This is a genomic window from Gemella sp. 27098_8_149, assembly GCF_041433745.1.
In the GTDB taxonomy this organism is placed as follows: domain Bacteria; phylum Bacillota; class Bacilli; order Staphylococcales; family Gemellaceae; genus Gemella.
In genome coordinates, this window is the sequence record NZ_JAPWCB010000002.1 from 109,274 (window position 1) to 127,193 (window position 17,920).

Annotated in this window: 15 protein-coding genes and 1 other RNA gene; 15 read left to right on the forward strand and 1 reads right to left on the reverse strand. The window is 31.0% G+C overall.

Features of this window, described 5'->3' with window-relative positions:
- Window positions 1-4: 4 nt before the first annotated feature.
- Window positions 5-1,252: a replication-associated recombination protein A gene (locus O3801_RS01635; protein ID WP_294682516.1), complete on the reverse strand. Its 1,248-nt coding sequence runs from the start codon at window positions 1,250-1,252 to the stop codon at window positions 5-7.
- A gap of 148 nt (window positions 1,253-1,400) precedes the next feature.
- On the opposite strand from O3801_RS01635, the gene ssrA reads away from it, so the two are divergent.
- The 15 genes from ssrA (at window position 1,401) to O3801_RS01710 (ending at window position 17,905) form a co-directional block, all read left to right on the forward strand.
- Window positions 1,401-1,757: a transfer-messenger RNA gene (ssrA, locus tag O3801_RS01640) on the forward strand.
- Between the two features lie 511 nt (window positions 1,758-2,268).
- Entirely contained in the window at window positions 2,269-2,430 is a 162-nt protein-coding gene (locus O3801_RS01645) for a hypothetical protein (protein ID WP_294681357.1), read from the forward strand.
- Between the two features lie 232 nt (window positions 2,431-2,662).
- A complete protein-coding gene (locus O3801_RS01650; RefSeq protein ID WP_294681355.1) occupies window positions 2,663-2,860 on the forward strand; it encodes a hypothetical protein in 198 nt (65 codons plus the stop codon).
- Window positions 2,861-2,982: 122 nt separating this feature from the next.
- Window positions 2,983-3,192, forward strand: coding sequence for a hypothetical protein (locus O3801_RS01655; RefSeq protein WP_294681352.1), 210 nt, complete (start codon window positions 2,983-2,985; stop codon window positions 3,190-3,192).
- Window positions 3,193-3,355: 163 nt separating this feature from the next.
- The gene (locus tag O3801_RS01660; protein WP_294681350.1) at window positions 3,356-4,075 is read left to right on the forward strand and encodes an MBL fold metallo-hydrolase; all 720 of its coding nucleotides are present in this window, start codon (window positions 3,356-3,358) and stop codon (window positions 4,073-4,075) included.
- Between the two features lie 18 nt (window positions 4,076-4,093).
- On the forward strand, window positions 4,094-4,705 hold the full coding sequence (locus O3801_RS01665; RefSeq protein ID WP_483299471.1) for an NfeD family protein: 612 nt from the start codon (window positions 4,094-4,096) through the stop codon (window positions 4,703-4,705).
- A 21-nt stretch (window positions 4,706-4,726) separates the two neighbouring features.
- On the forward strand, window positions 4,727-5,716 hold the full coding sequence (floA, locus tag O3801_RS01670; RefSeq protein WP_003145096.1) for a flotillin-like protein FloA: 990 nt from the start codon (window positions 4,727-4,729) through the stop codon (window positions 5,714-5,716).
- Window positions 5,717-5,739: 23 nt separating this feature from the next.
- Window positions 5,740-6,219 carry a crotonobetainyl-CoA--carnitine CoA-transferase gene (locus O3801_RS01675; RefSeq protein ID WP_371453824.1) on the forward strand — a complete coding sequence of 160 codons (480 nt, stop codon included), beginning with the start codon at window positions 5,740-5,742 and terminating at the stop codon, window positions 6,217-6,219.
- Window positions 6,216-6,542 (forward strand): hypothetical protein, encoded by a 327-nt coding sequence (locus O3801_RS01680; protein WP_371453826.1) that lies wholly within the window; start codon window positions 6,216-6,218, stop codon window positions 6,540-6,542. The genes O3801_RS01675 and O3801_RS01680 overlap by 4 nt, the downstream gene beginning before the upstream one ends.
- 17 nt (window positions 6,543-6,559) lie before the next feature.
- Window positions 6,560-7,108: a hypothetical protein gene (locus tag O3801_RS01685; RefSeq protein ID WP_294681340.1), complete on the forward strand. Its 549-nt coding sequence runs from the start codon at window positions 6,560-6,562 to the stop codon at window positions 7,106-7,108.
- Between the two features lie 51 nt (window positions 7,109-7,159).
- Window positions 7,160-8,464: a thymidine phosphorylase gene (locus O3801_RS01690; RefSeq protein ID WP_371453828.1), complete on the forward strand. Its 1,305-nt coding sequence runs from the start codon at window positions 7,160-7,162 to the stop codon at window positions 8,462-8,464.
- A 10-nt stretch (window positions 8,465-8,474) separates the two neighbouring features.
- The gene (deoC, locus tag O3801_RS01695; RefSeq protein ID WP_294681335.1) at window positions 8,475-9,113 is read left to right on the forward strand and encodes a deoxyribose-phosphate aldolase; all 639 of its coding nucleotides are present in this window, start codon (window positions 8,475-8,477) and stop codon (window positions 9,111-9,113) included.
- A gap of 484 nt (window positions 9,114-9,597) precedes the next feature.
- The gene (locus O3801_RS01700) at window positions 9,598-15,372 is read left to right on the forward strand and encodes a ZmpA/ZmpB/ZmpC family metallo-endopeptidase (RefSeq protein WP_371453830.1); all 5,775 of its coding nucleotides are present in this window, start codon (window positions 9,598-9,600) and stop codon (window positions 15,370-15,372) included.
- Window positions 15,373-15,698: 326 nt separating this feature from the next.
- Complete coding sequence (locus O3801_RS01705) at window positions 15,699-17,030, forward strand: DEAD/DEAH box helicase (protein ID WP_294681331.1); 1,332 nt, start codon at window positions 15,699-15,701, stop codon at window positions 17,028-17,030.
- The gene (locus O3801_RS01710; RefSeq protein ID WP_371453832.1) at window positions 17,030-17,905 is read left to right on the forward strand and encodes a deoxyribonuclease IV; all 876 of its coding nucleotides are present in this window, start codon (window positions 17,030-17,032) and stop codon (window positions 17,903-17,905) included. Before O3801_RS01705 ends, O3801_RS01710 begins: the two co-directional genes overlap by 1 nt.
- Window positions 17,906-17,920: the final 15 nt, after the last annotated feature.

Sequence of the window (17,920 nt, forward strand, 5' to 3'; positions counted from 1 at the left end):
CTCTTTATTTCACATTATCTATAAATTTTTTATACTGAGCTAAATTTTGTTCATTTTTATTATTTGTTTTTGGTGTGTAGAACGTTCTTCCTACTAAGTTATCTGGAAGATATTGCTGCTTAATATACCCTGTAGGATGGCTGTGTGGATATTGATATCCGACTCCACGATTTAGTTTATCAGCTCCGTAATAATGTGCATCTCTCAAATGATCAGGGATTATGAATTTTGGATTTGTTTTAGTTTCGTTTAGTGCATTGTCGATTGCCATATATGCACTATTAGATTTTAAAGAAAGCGCTAGTTGAATGACAGCGTTGGCCAATGGAATTCTTGCTTCGGGTAATCCAAGCATCTTCGCACTCTCAATCGCAGCATGAACAAAAGGTCCAATGTTTGGATTAGCAAGTCCTATGTCTTCATAAGCAATAACACTCATTCTACGATAAATAGTGTCTAAATCACCACTATCGATTAAAAGAGCCAGGTAGTATAACGATGCATCTACATCACTTCCACGTATGGACTTTTGAAAAGCACTAATAATATCATAAAAAGCATCACCATCTTTGTCGTATGCTTTGAATTTTCCTAGGGATAAGTTTAATAGCTTATCATTTGTGACAATTTCACCTTCATTTGATAAATTATATAAAATTTCAAAAGTATTTAATGAGAATCTTAAATCACCTGAAGAGTTTAGAGCGATTGTTTTAAAAACATCATCTTCGATTGTTAAATCTTTCGGGAAGATTTCTTTATTGTTTGATATTTTTTTTAGATATTCATAAATGTCATCGTTAGAAACTTGTTGTAATTCGAAAATAATTAAACGTGATCTAATTGCAGGGTTAACAGTATGATAAGGATTATTCGTTGTGCATCCAATAACGTAAATATTGTCAAACTCGATTTCAGGAAGTAGGATATCCTGCATAGGTTTAGTTAATCTATGAAATTCATCAAGAAGAAGGATAACTTTTTTAAATCTTTTAGATTCTTCGATTACAGTTTGTAAATCCTTTTTTGTACAATTTACAGCATTTAATATCTTAAATTTATAATCTAGTTCATTTGCTAATGAATTTGCAATTGAAGTTTTTCCAGTTCCAGGGGGACCATATAGAATAAACGAGAACATTTTTTTGCTTTCTACTATTTTAGTAAGAACTTTTCCATCACCGATTAAATGATGTTGACCGATAATATCATCGATTTTACTTGGACGTAATTTATTAATAAGTGTTTCCATGGTTCCTCCTTTAGTTTTGTTATATAAATTATTATATCATAATAATGATTAATGATGTTAAGAGTTTAATTTAAATCATAGAATACACTAGAGATTATAAAATTTTACATATTTTGAAATTTATGATAGAATATAATAATCACAATTAGGGGATGTTTAGGATTCGACAGGGATGCTAGTCTTCTTGGTGGCATGTAGGAGGGTTGTCTCCTTTAACAACACATCAGTTAAATATAACTGGCGAAAAAACAAATTACGCTTTAGCAGCTTAATAAGCTAAAGGCTGATTACTTTGTTTGACTGTGACAAAGCTAATCGGTTCATTCTTAGCAGTCTACGATTTTTTTCTTCCGTTTGTAGAAAAAAATAAGAGATTAATCAAACTCGTTTTTCATTGCCTGTTTATCGGCTTAAGTGGAGAATTAAATTTAATAGGTAAACTAAACATGTAGAAGCTAAGGGGAGGCATTTTTGGACGCGGGTTCAAATCCCGCCATCTCCATATAGAATTTAAAGAAAGTAAACCTTTTTGGTATTGCTTTCTTTCTTTTTTTATTAGGAAAAGCTAAGTACATAAATGTTTAAATATAATAATACACTTTACAATTTTTGTATGTAGCCCTTACTTAATAAGTAGGGGATTATTTTTCATTCATTTATTTAAAAAGTTTTTAAATATCACTTGACTTTGCACCTTTCAGAAGGCGCAATTGATGATGTAAAGTAGCGGATGTAGTGAGTAACAGAAGAAATAAAAAACAGACTCTTACAAAGACAAGATATTGGTTCTAGCAACAGTGTTAGCTATCCTCGAAATAGTAAACACAATTCTTGAAATCTTTGTAAAAGTCTGCAAATAGACCATTAGGTAACGGAGCTTATAAAAGCTCCTAGTACCTAAATGTTTACTCACATTGTATCATAAAAATAGAAAAAATACAAACTATGATAATAGTACTAGTAATATTTGCCATGATAATTTCTATTATCTTAAAACTTATATAGGAGGTTTTACAATGATAGATCAAGTAATTAAGCAAATAGAAGAATTATTTAATAGTGATTTAACAGATTATAGAATTTCAAAAGACGCAGGATTGCCACTTAGTGTTATTCAAAATTACCGCAGTGGTATGTATGAGTTAGAAAATATGAGTTTTAAAGTGGCAAAGAAATAAATTAGATATTCGAAGAAATTAAAAAATGACAAATGATGGTTATTATTAATGGATTAGTGTTATAAGAAAGTTCAACAGTAAGATAAAAGAAAAAATAGAAGCTCTAATCAAAGACTAGAACTTCTAAAAAAACGAACGGTAATCAAGGTGAAGTCCTAAGCCACTTCACCTCGCTACTAAGATAATAATAACAAAAAAATGGTTTAAATTCAATAAAAAAGAAGGTTAGTATATGGAGGATAAACTAATTAAAGAAATAGAAGAACTTTTAAATAGTGAAATTAGTAGTTTTAAAATAGCTAAAGATTTTGGAGCTACTTATTCACTACTTTCTGATTACAGAAATGGCATAAGAAAAATAGAGAATATGACATTACAAGTAGCAAAGAAATTAATTAGATATTTGAAGGAATTAAAAAATTATAAATGAAGGTTGTTATTAATGGATTAGTGTTATAAGAAAGTTCAACAGTAAGATACTGGATAGAAGAAAATTAAAACGATTGTGCTTGTTGTCATTTAGTTGATGAATAAAAAGCGTTTCTAGGATATATGGAAGAAGATGAATACGAAAAATTAGTATTTCAAGCAGATTTTGAAGATGATCGAGAAAGATTATATCAATTTTACATTAGTAAATACAAAGCAGTGTTAGATGGAGAAAGGTTCGCTCTTGACTGTTTAAGAAATGAAAGATTAAGCCCCAAAATAAGTTTTTTTTGTGGGGGAAATTTAGGGGAAAAGTATCTAAATACTTGTTAAAATTTATTATTTTCCTGGATACTTCTGTTATATTTCGAAATGAACTAAATACACTCTGGTATGTTGATAAATACAACGTTTATACTTTCGTTATAATTCGTTATATTTCAAATTTAGAGGATGTATGATATAATATATCTATAATCAAAAGGAAGTAAAAAGGATGCTAATTAAATTTTCAGATAGATTTTATTATACAAAACAACGATATATGTATTTAGAGCCAACGCTTGGTTATGTAAGAGGTGAATACTTCTCAGTAATGTTAGATTCAGGAAATGGACCTGCACAAGTAGAAACATTTCTAAAAGAATTAAAAGAAAATGATTTACCGATGCCGAGTTATGTGATATTAACACATCATCACTGGGATCATAGTTTTGGAGCGGCGTATTTAGATATTCCAGTAATCGCTACTGATAGAGCTAGAGATTCTTTAATCGAATTATCTCAACTAGAATGGGATGATGAGAGTCTGTATCAAAGAGTCAAGGATGGAACGGAGATAAAATACAGTGCGGATGTTATAAAGAGAGTATATGAAAATCATGAGATAAAAATTAGAATTCCAGATATGCCTAAAATGGCTGATTTTAATTTAAATCTTGGAGGAGTTAAAATTAATTGTATATACAATGATAACTCGCATTCTAATGATGCATTTTTAATTTATATTCCAGAGGAGAAAGTCTTGTTTTTAGGTGATAGTCACGCTAAAAATTATTATACGAAACCGATGGCATATAACAAACAAAAGCTTCGTGATTATATAGATAGAATATCGATTCTTGACTTTGAACATGCTGTTCCCGGTCATGGGAATATTTTCACAAGGGAAGAATTATTAGACTATCTAGAAAAAGAATATGCAAAAATGAGGTGATTACATATGAATTTAATGATGTCTCTCGATTGGATTCTTTTAATTGCGATGTCCTTAACTTTTTGTCAACAATTGTTTTCAAAAAAAATTAATTTTTTGGGAATTTTGTCAGTACTTAGTTTAGCGACATATATAGCTCTACATTCATATTCTACAGGTATAAGTATTTTTGTTCTATTGTTATTTATTGGAGGTCTATCTCTAATAGGACTAGAGATGTTTGTTCCTGGTGGAATAGTTGGAACAGTAGGGATCATTACCGTGATTTATGCAATAATCTACATTAATAAGTCAACATATCATATTGCATTTATTTTAGTTGTTTCTTTAATACTTGCAGCTATTCAATTTTATGTTAATAGAAATGTTTTCCATAAAAGGTTAATGTTATTAAATAGACTTGTTCTTAACGATTCTATTTCAACAGAGGATGGATATGTGGCGAGTGAAAGTAGATTAGAATTAATAGGAAAAAAACTTCAAGCATATACAGATTTACGTCCAGCAGGAGTTGCTGTTTTAGGAAATGAAAAGTTGGATGTAGTAACTGATGGAGATTTTATAGAAAAGGGTAATGAAATAGAGATTATACGTGTTGAAGGAATGCGTATAGTAGTAAAAAAAATATAAATATTATAAGGAGGTAGTATTATGCCAGAATTAATATTCTCAGGTATTATCGTGGTAGTTGTATTGATTGTGCTATCGATATTCTTTACTTTCTTCCCTCTTGGACTTTGGATTAGTGCCATTGCCGCTGGAGTTAAGGTAAGTATCTTTACACTTGTTGGTATGCGACTAAGACGTGTTATTCCAAGTAGAGTAATTAATCCGATGATTAAAGCACACAAAGCTGGTTTAGCTGTTACTATTAATCAATTGGAAAGTCACTATTTAGCAGGGGGGAATGTCGATAGAGTAATTAATGCTCTTATCGCAGCTCACAGAGCTAACATAGTAAGTTTAACATTTGAACGTTGTGCTGCTATTGACTTAGCAGGACGTGATGTACTTCAAGCAGTTCAAATGAGTGTTAACCCAAAAGTTATTGAAACACCCTATATTGCAGGGGTTGCAATTAACGGTATTGAGGTAAAAGCAAAAGCAAGAATTACCGTTCGTGCAAACATTGAACGACTTGTAGGGGGAGCTGGAGAAGAAACTGTTATTGCCCGTGTAGGTGAAGGTATTGTTTCTACAATCGGTTCTTCTGAATCACACACAGTTGTTCTAGAAAATCCAGATAGAATTTCTAAAACAATTTTAGATAAGGGATTAGATGCAGGTACTGCATTTGAAATCTTATCGATTGATATTCTAGATGTAGACATCGGTCAAAACATTGGTGCCAACTTACAAACAGAGCAAGCTATTGCAGATAAAAATATCGCTCAAGCAAAAGCTGAACAACGTCGTGCCATGGCGGTTGCGGCTGAACAAGAGATGAAAGCTAGAATTCAAGAAATGCGTGCGAAAGTTGTAGAAGCTGAAGCAGAATTACCGTTGGCTATGGCAAAAGCTTTCCAACAAGGTAATCTTGGTATTATGGATTATATGAATTATAAGAATTTAGAAGCTGATACAGGTATGAGAGATTCAATTAAACGTATGTCACAACCTGAAACAGGAGCAGGTAAATAATTAGATAAAAAGGAGGATGTGAAATGTCATTTTTAATTTTCGCAGCACCAATAACATTTATCATAATTTTTGCTATTTTTGCAATGGTTTTTGCTTCTGACAGTAAAAGATACAGAAAAAATTTAGATAATTCAAAACAAATGGAGCTAGACAATGCTCGAGCTCAAGCGCTGAAGGCAGTTGAAGAGATGAAAAGAATCAAAGAAGCTGCCAATAGGGATTCTAATGAATTTAGAAATAGACAAAGTTCTTTATCTGATCAACAAGTTTATAAAGAAGATATATATGAACAACAAGTTGATAACTCTACTATGAACAAATATCAACAGTATTATAATGAAAAATACAATAAAGGTCGTAATAAGTTTTCGATGCAAAGAAATTTTGACCAGCCTAGTAATGCTAAAAACAATACTAAAAAATTAGAATTTTCTCAAGAAAATCTTGTTCGAGGATTGATTGCAAATGAGTATCTTAACAGAAACTCTAGGAGGGGAAGATGAGTAGTTTAGCGATTCCTATAATTTTCCTAATAGTTTCACTTATTATTGATAAAGCCAAGAACAATAAAAAAAATAATAAAGAAACTGTTAAGAAAGTTAAGCAGAAGAAAGTCCCTAAACAATTTTATAAAGAGTATAATCAAAGGGATAATCGTATTCCAAAACATGAATCTTCTCAGCAACAATTTTTTGAAAGAAAACCACGTGTTATAGTAGATAAAGAAAAAGAAATATTTTCAAATTCTTTAACTTTTGATAAAGAAAAAATTGTGAATGATATAATTTTTTCGGAGATTTTGTCTAAACCAAAAAGTAAAAGATAATAAATAGGAGGTATGAGATGAAAAAATCATTTAACTATATTAGTTATTGTATTTATTCATTTATGCCTCTTTATTTTGTTTTACTTATTTATAATTTTGTAAAACAAGATTTAGATGCACTCTTATTAACTACAATACTAACGATAATATCTATTTTTTCTTTAATAATTCACAATGGGAGTAAACCTTCAAATATATTTGTTTGTAGTAAAAAAGAAATTTCTAGACAAAGCGGTATTGATTATTATTACTTAATCTTGATGATAATTATTACATTTTTGATTATAAATCAAAAACTTCAATTTTTATGGAAAATAGTTATACTATTAGTTCTATTCTATATGTTATTTATGATTTTATTTAAATATAAAAACTATATGTTAATATTATTAGGCTACAAAATGTACATAATTCGTGATAAAATAGTATATAGTAAAAAAAGTCAAGAAGAGTTATATAAAATATTAAAAGATAAGAAGAGTTTGCAGATATTAGAAGTATCTAATAATATTTATATAGAGAATGAAAAGTATAGTATGACGAATTTTTATTGTAAAGATTTTTAAGAAGATATATTTGTTTATATTTAAATGAAAAATATTTAAGGAGAATAAACTATGAGAGTTGTTGATATCATAGATAAAAAGAAAAAAAATAAAGAACTTACAAAGGCTGAAATTGAATTTTTACTAGGGGGCTACCTTAAAGGAATGGTACCTGATTATCAAATGAGTTCGTTTTTAATGTCTGTATATTTTAATAATATGACAAAAGATGAACTTACTAACTTCACTTTAACTATGAGGGATTCTGGAGATACAATCTACTTTGACGATTTAGATCATTATCTTGTTGATAAACATTCTACGGGTGGTGTAGGTGATAAGGTTACTGTAGTTTTAGGACCTATCTTATCAGCTGTAGGAATGGCTACAACAAAGTTATCTGGTAAAGGTTTAGGTCATACTGGAGGAACGATTGATAAGTTTGAAGCAATTAGAAACTTTAAATTTAGTACTACAAAAGAAGAACTAGTAGAAGTAGCTAGTAAAACTGGAGTGGGTCTAATGGGTTACAGTGATAATATTGTGCCATTAGATAAAAAAATATATGCATTACGTGATGTGACTGCAACAGTAGATAGTATTCCATTAATAGCAAGTAGTATTATGAGCAAGAAACTGGCTATTCAATCTGATTTAATTATTCTAGATGTAAAAGTCGGTGACGGTGCTTTCATGAAAACTATTGAAGATGCGAGAGAATTGTCACGAAGAATGGTTGAAATTGGAAATAGTGTAGGTAGAAAAACCATTGCAGTACTGACTAATATGGAAGAGCCATTAGGGTATAATATTGGTAATGCTAATGAAATTATCGAAGGAATTGAAGCATTAAAAGGTAACTGGTCTGATGATCTTAAAGAGGTAGTTTATGAAATTGTCTATTTAGCTTTAAAACACAAAGGTGAAGTTAAGACATACGAAGAAGCTGCTAAAAAAATAGATGAAGTTATTGATAATGGTCATGCTTTGGAATTATTAAGACAGTTCATTGAATTAAGTGGAGGAGACGGCGAAGTAGTAAACAATTATGAACTGTTACCAACACCTAAATCAGTATTAGAGGTGTTCTCAGAAGAAGACGGTTATGTAACAAAAATCAAAGCGGAAGAAATAGGAAAAGCAGCTATGGTTATTGGGGCTGGGCGCGCTACTAAAGAAGATGAGGTTGATCACGCTGTAGGAATCGAGCTTAAGAAAAAAGTCGGAGATAAAGTGAAAAAAGGTGAAGTTATTGCTGAAATTTACTTTAACGATGAAAAAAATGTTCAATCTAGTAAAGAAATGGTCTTAGATGCTTATGTAATTGGAAAAGAAAAAATAGAAAATATTAAAAATATATTAGAAGTTATAGAATAGAGGTAAAAAAATGGGATTAAATAAATATATTGATCATACAATTTTAAAGGCGACAGCAAGTAGTTCGGATGTTCAAAAACTTTGTGAGGAAGCAATTGAACATAAGTTTTATAGTGTTTGTGTTAATGGTTGTTACGTAGCTGATGCGAAACATCTTTTACAAGGAACTGATGTTAAAGTTGCGGCTGTTGTAGGATTTCCATTAGGCGCAATGACTACTGCTGCAAAAGTATTCGAGGCTAAAGAGGCAGTAGAAAATGGAGCAAGCGAAATAGATATGGTTATCAATGTTGCTAAATTAAAAGATGGTGAATTTGATTATGTAGAAAATGAAATTCGCCTTATTAAAGAAGCGATTGGTGATAATGTCTTGAAAGTTATTATCGAAACTTGTTATTTAACTGATGAAGAAAAAGTTAAAGTGTGTGAGTTATCACTAGTAGCTAAAGCAGATTTTGTCAAAACTTCTACTGGTTTTGGAACTGGCGGAGCAACGTATGAAGATGTAAAACTAATGAAATCAGTTGTGGGTGACAATGCAAAAGTTAAAGCAAGTGGTGGAGTTAGAGATAAGGAAACAGCACAAAAATATGTTGATCTTGGAGCAGAGAGATTAGGAACAAGCTCAGGAATAGAGATTGTAAAATAATATAATTTACTGAATGCCTAAATGTTAAAATGTTATTTTACTTATTGTAATTAAGAAATTTCTGATGATAAGATAAAAAGTATTAAGTTACACTGTTAAGAAGATAAAAAAACTCAGATTAACATAAAAAAATAATTTTAATAAGTTTTAGAGTATAATTCCTAAGAGGTTATTGTATATCTAATAAATATTATGAGGAGCGATTTACCGATGATGATTTTGTTAATCATCATATTGGTGGAGCGTTCCTTTTTTTATTTTTTGATATTACTTAATTCTTTAGAAAAAGTATATCTTTATTTTTAAAAAGTAAGAAAGCGTTTCTTTTATGCTTTAAGAGAACTTAATCTAGTGATATTTTAATTATCTGTAAATAAAAAAATTATTTTTTGCTGTTTTGTCTTGAGGGGGAGGCTAAATTGTAATAGCTATATTTTTTTGATAGAATAAAATTGCAATAATATGTATTTAGGAGCAGATTTTTATGCGAACACAAAGTAAAAATAATAAAATTTTAAAGTTTTCAATTAGAAAATTATCATTTGGGGCAGCCCCTGTTGTTATTGGGGCATTAATCTTTGGAAGTTATATGCCAACTAAAGCTTACGCAAGTGATAATGGTATAAATGTAAATTATACTTATCTAACTGAAAATGAGCTTACAGAATCGGAAAAAAGTTTAATTAAAAATAGTAAACCAAATGATTTGAAAAACAATGAAACGTACTACATGGTTTATAAGAAAGAAAGTCATGATGCTAGTGCTGATACATTGAAGTCGAAATTATTACCTAATACAGGAGAAAGTTCATTGCCACTCGCTGGTTTAGGTCTAGGAACAGCTGTTCTAGTAGTTTTTCTAATATCAAAAAAACATAGAAATAAAGTACTTAGTGTAGTTTTGATTGGGACTCTAGGACAAAGTGTTGTAGTACCGTATCATTCTTTTGCTTTAGAGAATAATGATTTAGTTCAATACAACACAAACACAACAATTACTAATTCTTCTGAACTTGCTAAAGGTGTAATTCATATAGATGGCTACAGATATATGGGATTTTTCACACAGAGTGATTTAAATGAGTTTTCTAATGATTTTAAAAATATTCTTCCTCAAAAAATTAAAACTCCAGTTGAAGAAAAGACCGTTTCTACTAAACAAGAAAAATCGTTAACTAAAGTAGGAAAAAAGGAGAATACAGCACAACCAAAAACTGAAGCAGGAATAGAAGAAACTAAAAAAGAACTTCATAAACAAAACGAACAGGTTGTGAAACCTAATATAAAATATAAAACAACACCAGGGGAAGGGGAACTTAACTTATCTATAAATAAACCAGAACTTAGAACAACTGTGGAAGTTATTCCTTTTGAAACTGTTAGAAAGTTTGATGTCACATTACCAAAAGGGGAATCAAAAATTCTTAATGAAGGAATCAATGGAGAAAGTACAGTATTTAGTGAAGTATCTACGGTTAACGGCAAAGAAATTAGCAAGGTTATCAAAAAAACTATTACTAAACAACCTGTTAATAAAGTTATTGCTGTAGGAGTTGGAATCTCTGAGAAAGGCGAAGCATTAGTACAGCCGGAGAATCCAGAAGGAGTAGTAAGTGAAAAAGGCGAAGCGTTAGTACAACCAGAGAAGCCGATAGGAGTAGTAAGTGAGAAAGGCGAAGCGCTAGTACAACCGGAAAACCCAGAAGGAGTGGTAAATGAGAAAGGCGAAGCGCTAGTACAACCGGAAAACCCAGAAGGAGTGGTAAATGAGAAAGGCGAAGCACTAGTACGACCAGAGAAGCCGATAGGAGTAGTAAGTGAGAAAGGCGAAGCGTTAGTACAACCAGAGAAGCCGATAGGAGTAGTAAGCGAGAAAGGTGAGAGTCTAGTACAACCAGAGAACCCGACAGGAGTGGTAAGTGAGAAAGGCGAAGCATTAGTGCAACCAGAGAACCCAGAAGGAGTGGTAAGCGAGAAAGGCGAAGCATTAGTACAACCAGAGAAGCCGATAGGAGTAGTAAGTGAGAAAGGCGAACCGTTAGTACAACCAGAGAATCCAGAAGGAGTAGTGAGTGAGAAAGGTGAACCGTTGGTACAGCCGGAGAATCCAGTAAAAGAAATTCTAAAAGAGAAAAAACCACCTGTATTAACATTAGCTAAGATCGAAGAACATACTCTTGATCGTTCTGCTAACTTGGCATACACTTTAGAAAATGAGGATTCAGTTGAGATTAAATCTATTGTAGCAGAAGTTCGTGATGGTGAAAATGTAGTTAAACGATTAGATTTAACTACATCTAAATTAAAAGATATTGCAGATAATCTTAAATTGTATAAAGACTATATCGTCAGAACAACTATGATTTATAATCGAGGAAAAGTAGATGAGACTTCAGTATTAGAAGAAAGACCGCTAAGGCTTGATTTTAAAAAAGTTGAAGTTAAAAATATCAAAGAAACAAGCTTGATACATGTTAACGAACAAGGTGAGGAAAGTGATAGTAGCTTATTAAACGCTATTCCGGAAAATATAAAAGAATACTATTTGAAAGTGACTTCTCGTGATAATAAAACAACCAAGCTTGCTATTGATAAAATAGAAGAAGTAAAAGTTGGAGAAGATTGGTTTTATAAAGTTAGTGCAAAAGCTCAAGACCTAGTACGAAGAACGAGTGAAAATAAAATAGAGGATACTTACTCTTATTATATTGCGAAACCAAAACCACATATTGGGGATGTGTACTATGATTTTAAAGATTTAATAGATGCTATGCAAAAAACTCCTTCGGGAACATTCAAACTTGGGGCTGATTTGAGCGCAGTTAGTATAAAACCGCTTGGAAAATCTTATGTTACTCAGAAATTTACAGGAACATTAACAAGTGTTGATGATAAGCATTATTCAATTCATAATTTAGGGCACCCTCTATTTAGTAAATTAGAGAATGCAACTATTAAAAATATAAACTTAGAGAATGTAAATATTAATCTACCAGGGGAAAATAACGTTGCCACACTTGCTCAGACAGCAAAAGGTGGAACTATTGAGAATATTAAAGTAACGGGTAGTGTCACTGGAGCAAACGAAGTAGCTGGTATTGTTAATAAGCTAGATGAAGGGAAAATGACTAATATTGCATATATTGGTAAAGTTCACGCTACTGGTAATAAAGGTTGGAATCTTGCTGGAATAGCAGGTGATGTTTGGCGTGGTAATATTGAAAAAGCCTATGTTGACGCTGAAATTACAGGTGATAGATCACGAACAGGAGGAATAGCAGGTAACATAAGCCATGGTTATAACTCTGATGGCATAGGTAGATGGGGATATATAAGAAACTCTGTAGCAAAAGGAATTATTGATGTTCCTAATAGTGGAGAAAATGGAGGTCTTATAGGTAAAAACTGGCCTTGGGGTGTTATTGAAAATACTGTTACAATGATGGATGTTAAAAGAGGAGATGTATTTTTTGGTTCAAATGACATGGACAATGAATATGTTACTGATTGGGTTGTTAATAAGAATTTCACAGTAACAGGTATTAGTAAAGGTGGAAAAACTCATAGAAACTCGCATAGAATCAAAGATATCGCTAAAGATGAAGCAGATATGAAAATTCAAGCGATGATGATTACTGCTGATAAATTAGTTAGTACACAACCAACTGTAGATAAGCTTAACAACAAAGTTTCTTACGAAGATGAATATAAAAATATTCAAGATTACCAAGAAAAGCGTGCTCAGGCATATCGAAATATAGAAAAACTACAACCATTTTATAATAAAGATTGGATTGTAAATCAAGGTAATAAATTAGCTGAAAATTCTAACCTAGTAACTAAGAAAATTTTATCGGTAACAGCTATGAAGGATACAGAATTTGTGACTGATTCAGAAAATGCTAATAAAATCATGGTTCATTATGCTTATGGAACAAAAGAATTGTTTAATATTTCTGCAAAAGAATCTCAAGTAGCTCAAGTGAAAGAATATAGTATAGAAAACTTAGGAGGAATAGTATATACGCCGAATATAGTTATTAAAAATAGAGATGCTTTAGAAGCTAAAGTTAAAGAATTATTACTATCTGTTGAGTTACAGTCTCAAGCTGTTCGTAATATACTTGAAAAGAGAGATACTAAAAATGATCCTACAGCCAATAGTGAAGCTCGTCAAAATGGATATATTCGTGATTTATTCTTAGAAGAAAGTTTCAAAGAGGTCAGAGATAATATCGATAAGTTTGTTAAGAAACTTGTAGAAAATGAGGAACATCAATTAAATGAGGATGAGTCTGCTAAACTTTCATTAATTAAAAAAATCGAAAAAAATAAAACTAATATTATGCTTGCTTTAACATACTTAAATAGATATTATGGAATTAAATATAATGGTGTAAATATAAAAGATATGAATATAAAAGATATGATGACTTTCAAACCAGATTTCTATGGGAAAAATGTAGACGTGCTTGATAGACTTATCAAAATTGGTTCTAAGGAAAGTTACATAAAAGGTGATCGTACGTATGATGCATATAGAGAGGTTATTGCTAGCGGTACTGGTAAAGCTAATTTACATGAATTTTTAAATTATAATATGAAATTATTCACAGCGGATACAGATTTAAATGATTGGTTTAAACATGCAACAGAAAAAAATGTTTATATATCTGAACCGACTACCACAACTCAAGATTTTGTAAATAAAAAACATAGAGCCTATGATGGATTAAATAATTTCATACATGGTCGTATGATTTTACCGTTATTGACTTTGAAAAATGCTCATATATTCTTAATTTCAACATATAATACTTTAGCGTATAGTTCTTTCGAAAAATATGGAAAATATACAGAAGAAGAACGAAATAAATTTAAAGCAAAAATTGATGAAGTAGCAAATGCGCAACAACGATACTTAGACTTCTGGTCTCGTTTAGCATTGTCATCAGTTCGAAATAAATTATTGAAGAGTGATAATATGGTGCCAACTGCAGTTTGGGATAATCAAAATTATAGTGGTGGTTCTAACCGTTATGGATTTGCGAATAATGGAAAAGTAGTAGCTCCTGTTCGTGAGTTATATGGACCAACATGGCGTTATCACAATACAAATGGAAGCATGGGAGCTATGGCTAGAATCTATGGAAGACCATATGAAGATGACGCAGTGTTCTTTATGGTGACAGATATGGTTAGTCAATTTGGTATTTCGGCATTTACTCATGAAACAACCCATGTAAATGACCGCATGTTGTACTATGGAGGTAACTGGCATCGTGAAGGTACGGATCTTGAGGCGTATGCACAAGGTATGCTACAAACACCCGATAGTTCTACGACAAATGGAGAATATGGAGCTCTAGGGTTAAATATGGCATATGTTCGACCAAATAATGGGGATCAGTGGTATAATTATGACCCTAATAAATTGAGAAATAGACAAGAAATAGATGCCTACATGAAACGCTACAATGAAGCGATGATGATGCTAGATCACTTAGAAGCTGATGCAGTCATTAGTAAAGGACTAGCTGATAATAGTAAATGGTTTAGAAAAATAGATAAAGAATATCGTTATAAAGATTCATTTAACGAGTTACTAAAACCTAATCAATGGGATAAGGTAAGAGACTTAAAAGAAGAAGAAAAAACTAAACAATTGACTTCTATTAATGATTTGATAGACAATAACTTTGCGACTAAGCATGGTGTTGGAAATGGACGTTATCGTCCAGAAGACTTGATGCCAAATTCTGCATATGTAAATGTAAATATGATGGCAGGTATTTATGGAGGTAATTCAAGCGATGGGGCACCTGGTTCATTATCATTCAAGCATAATGCATTCCGTATGTGGGGATACTATGGTTACGAAGATGGATTTATCAGTTATGTTTCAAACAAATACAAAGATGCAGCTAATAAAGAAAAACTTTCAACTTTAAGTGATAAGTATATTATCAAAAAAGTATCTAAAGGGGCATTCGAAACTCTTGAAGCTTGGAAAAAACACTGGTATGGAGAAATTTTAGAGAAAGCTAAACATGGATTTGCTGAGATAGATATTGATAATGTTCATATAACATCTTATGAACAACTGCAACAAATGTTTAAAGAAGTAGTTCAAAAAGATTTAGATCAAATGACTAAGACTGGTAAAGAATATTATGGAAATACAGTCTCACTTAAAACTAAGGTGTTTAAACAACTTCTAAAAGTTACAGATGGATTTTCAGAAAATCTATTCAAATAATTAAGGTTATATCTTAAATACTTTGTAACTTTATAAAATTTTTAGGATAATTATAGAAGAAGCGACTTAAAAATAGGATTCTAAAAAATCTAGATTTTTGGCGCTTCTTTTTTATGATATTTTTATAAATATAGCTATAGAAAAAGAATAATAGCTAATAATACATTGTTTTTTATAGCTAATTCTACCTATTTATAGTATAATAAAGGATGGTTTATTATGGCGTGAAACAAGAATCGTTATTATAAATTAATTCACGCAGGAGATTGTGGACTGATAAAAAAGACCACGTAATAAGATTAGAGAAATCGTAAAGGAGATTTTAAATGTTACCAAAGTCATTTGAACAATATAAATTTAATGAATTTGTAAATAAGGCAGTAATAGATTTAGGATTTGATAATCCAACAAAAATTCAAGAGAGAGTATTCTCACCAGTATTAAAAGGGAAAAATATTGTAGCAAAATCACAAACGGGAAGTGGGAAAAGCCATTCTTTCTTACTACCAATTTTTAGTAAATTAGATGTAACTAAGAAAAAAACACAAAGTATAATTTTAGCACCGACAAGAGAGCTTTCTAGACAATTATACGATATGGCATTGCATATTGCTAGCTTCAGCGAAGAAGATATTAAAATCACACTATGTATTGGTGGACAAGATTTAAATAGAGATATTGAAAGAGTATCTAATGCTCCACATATTATTATCGGTACACCAACACGTGTATTAGAATTAGATAGAGCAAGTGCCTTAGCTATTAAAGAAGTTGAGAGTCTTGTAATTGATGAATGTGACATGATGATTGACTTAGGATTCATGGAAGACGTTGATAAAATTTCTAAAAGAGCAGCAGAAAATTGTCAATTTTTAGTATTCTCAGCAACTATTCCAACACAAATGAATCACTTCCTAAAAAAATATCTAAAAAATGCACAGTATATCGAAGTCGATAATGCAAAATTTGGAAAAATTGAATATATTTTAATTCCAGAGAAAAGTTCATCTCGATTAGAAAAATTACACGAAATTACTACAGTTATTAATCCTTATTTAGCACTTATCTTCGCTAATAAGAAAACTGAAGTAGAGGAAGTAAGTAGTTACCTTATTTCTAAAGGATTAAATGTAGGTGTACTTCACGGAGATTTAACACCGCGTGAACGTAAACAGATGCAAAGAAGAATTAACAACTTAGATTTCACTTATGTTGTAGCTAGTGATTTAATGAGTCGTGGAATTGACATTGAAGGAGTAAGTCATGTAATTAACTTCAATATTCCTAATGATTTAGATTTCTTTATCCACAGAGCAGGACGTACTGGACGTGCTGGATTAAGTGGAGACTGTATTACAATTTATAACAATAAAGATGAAGAGAAATTACAAGATTTAGAAAAACGTGGAATTGAATTTAATCACCAAGATATTAGAAATGGTGAATTCGTTGAAGCTAAAGACAGAAATAAACGTCAAAGTAGAAAGAAAGTCGTAGCTGATCATAACTTAACTGAGAAATTAAAATCAAAAGTTAAAGTTTCTAAAAAAGTTAAACCAGGTTATAAGAAAAAATATAAATATAAAATGGATAAACTTAAACAAAAAGAAAGAAGAAAATTTGCTAAACGTAGCAATAAGGCGAATAGAGGTAAATAATGAAAAACTTGAAAATTGGATCACATGTGTCAATGTCTGGAAAAGAAATGATGCTAGGTTCTGTAAAGGAAGCAGCTAGTTATAATAGTGATACATTTATGATTTATACTGGAGCACCTCAAAATACTAGAAGAAAACCGATAGATGAACTGCGTATTGAAGAAGCTCATAAACTAATGAAAGAAAAAAATATAAGTGATATTGTAGTACATGCACCTTATATTATTAATTTAGCAAACACTATTAAACCAGATATTTACCAACTTGCAGTTGATTTTCTAAGGTTAGAAATTGAAAGAACTGAGAAGATTGGTGCTAAAAATATCGTTCTACACCCAGGATCACACGTTAAGGCGGGAGCTGATGTAGGTATAGCAAGTATTGTTAAAGGATTAAATGAAGTTTTAACAAAAGATATGAAACCTAATATTGCTCTAGAAGTAATGGCAGGAAAAGGTAGTGAATGTGGAAGAACATTTGATGAAATTGCTCAGATTATTGATGGAGTTACACTAAATGAGAAGTTAACTGTTACCTTTGATACATGTCACGTTTTTGAAGGCGGTTATGATATCGTTAACGATTTAGATGGGGTACTAACTGAGTTTGACAAGATAGTAGGACTAGATAGAATTCAAGTTTTACACATTAATGACAGTAAAAATACTTTAGGTGCGCATAAAGATCGTCATGAAAATATCGGATATGGTGGTATTGGCTTTGATGCAATTAATAGGATTGTACACCTAGAGGAATTCGCTAATATTCCTAAAATTTTAGAAACACCTTGGTATGGAGAAAAGAAAGATATTGCGCCTTACAAAGATGAAATTGCAATGCTAAGAAATAAGACGTTTGTAGACTTTAAAAAATAATTAGTACAGGAGGTT

Bases quoted from the DNA above. Each gene is read 5' to 3' on its own strand.
- O3801_RS01635 (WP_294682516.1), bottom strand. From the start codon at position 1,252: ATGGAAACACTTATTAATAAATTACGTCCAAGTAAAATCGATGATATT.
- O3801_RS01645 (WP_294681357.1), top strand. From the start codon at position 2,269: ATGATAGATCAAGTAATTAAGCAAATAGAAGAATTATTTAATAGTGAT.
- O3801_RS01650 (WP_294681355.1), top strand. From the start codon at position 2,663: ATGGAGGATAAACTAATTAAAGAAATAGAAGAACTTTTAAATAGTGAA.
- O3801_RS01655 (WP_294681352.1), top strand. From the start codon at position 2,983: ATGGAAGAAGATGAATACGAAAAATTAGTATTTCAAGCAGATTTTGAA.
- O3801_RS01660 (WP_294681350.1), top strand. From the start codon at position 3,356: ATGCTAATTAAATTTTCAGATAGATTTTATTATACAAAACAACGATAT.
- O3801_RS01665 (WP_483299471.1), top strand. From the start codon at position 4,094: ATGTCTCTCGATTGGATTCTTTTAATTGCGATGTCCTTAACTTTTTGT.
- floA (WP_003145096.1), top strand. From the start codon at position 4,727: ATGCCAGAATTAATATTCTCAGGTATTATCGTGGTAGTTGTATTGATT.
- O3801_RS01675 (WP_371453824.1), top strand. From the start codon at position 5,740: ATGTCATTTTTAATTTTCGCAGCACCAATAACATTTATCATAATTTTT.
- O3801_RS01680 (WP_371453826.1), top strand. From the start codon at position 6,216: ATGAGTAGTTTAGCGATTCCTATAATTTTCCTAATAGTTTCACTTATT.
- O3801_RS01685 (WP_294681340.1), top strand. From the start codon at position 6,560: ATGAAAAAATCATTTAACTATATTAGTTATTGTATTTATTCATTTATG.
- O3801_RS01690 (WP_371453828.1), top strand. From the start codon at position 7,160: ATGAGAGTTGTTGATATCATAGATAAAAAGAAAAAAAATAAAGAACTT.
- deoC (WP_294681335.1), top strand. From the start codon at position 8,475: ATGGGATTAAATAAATATATTGATCATACAATTTTAAAGGCGACAGCA.
- O3801_RS01700 (WP_371453830.1), top strand. From the start codon at position 9,598: ATGCGAACACAAAGTAAAAATAATAAAATTTTAAAGTTTTCAATTAGA.
- O3801_RS01705 (WP_294681331.1), top strand. From the start codon at position 15,699: ATGTTACCAAAGTCATTTGAACAATATAAATTTAATGAATTTGTAAAT.
- O3801_RS01710 (WP_371453832.1), top strand. From the start codon at position 17,030: ATGAAAAACTTGAAAATTGGATCACATGTGTCAATGTCTGGAAAAGAA.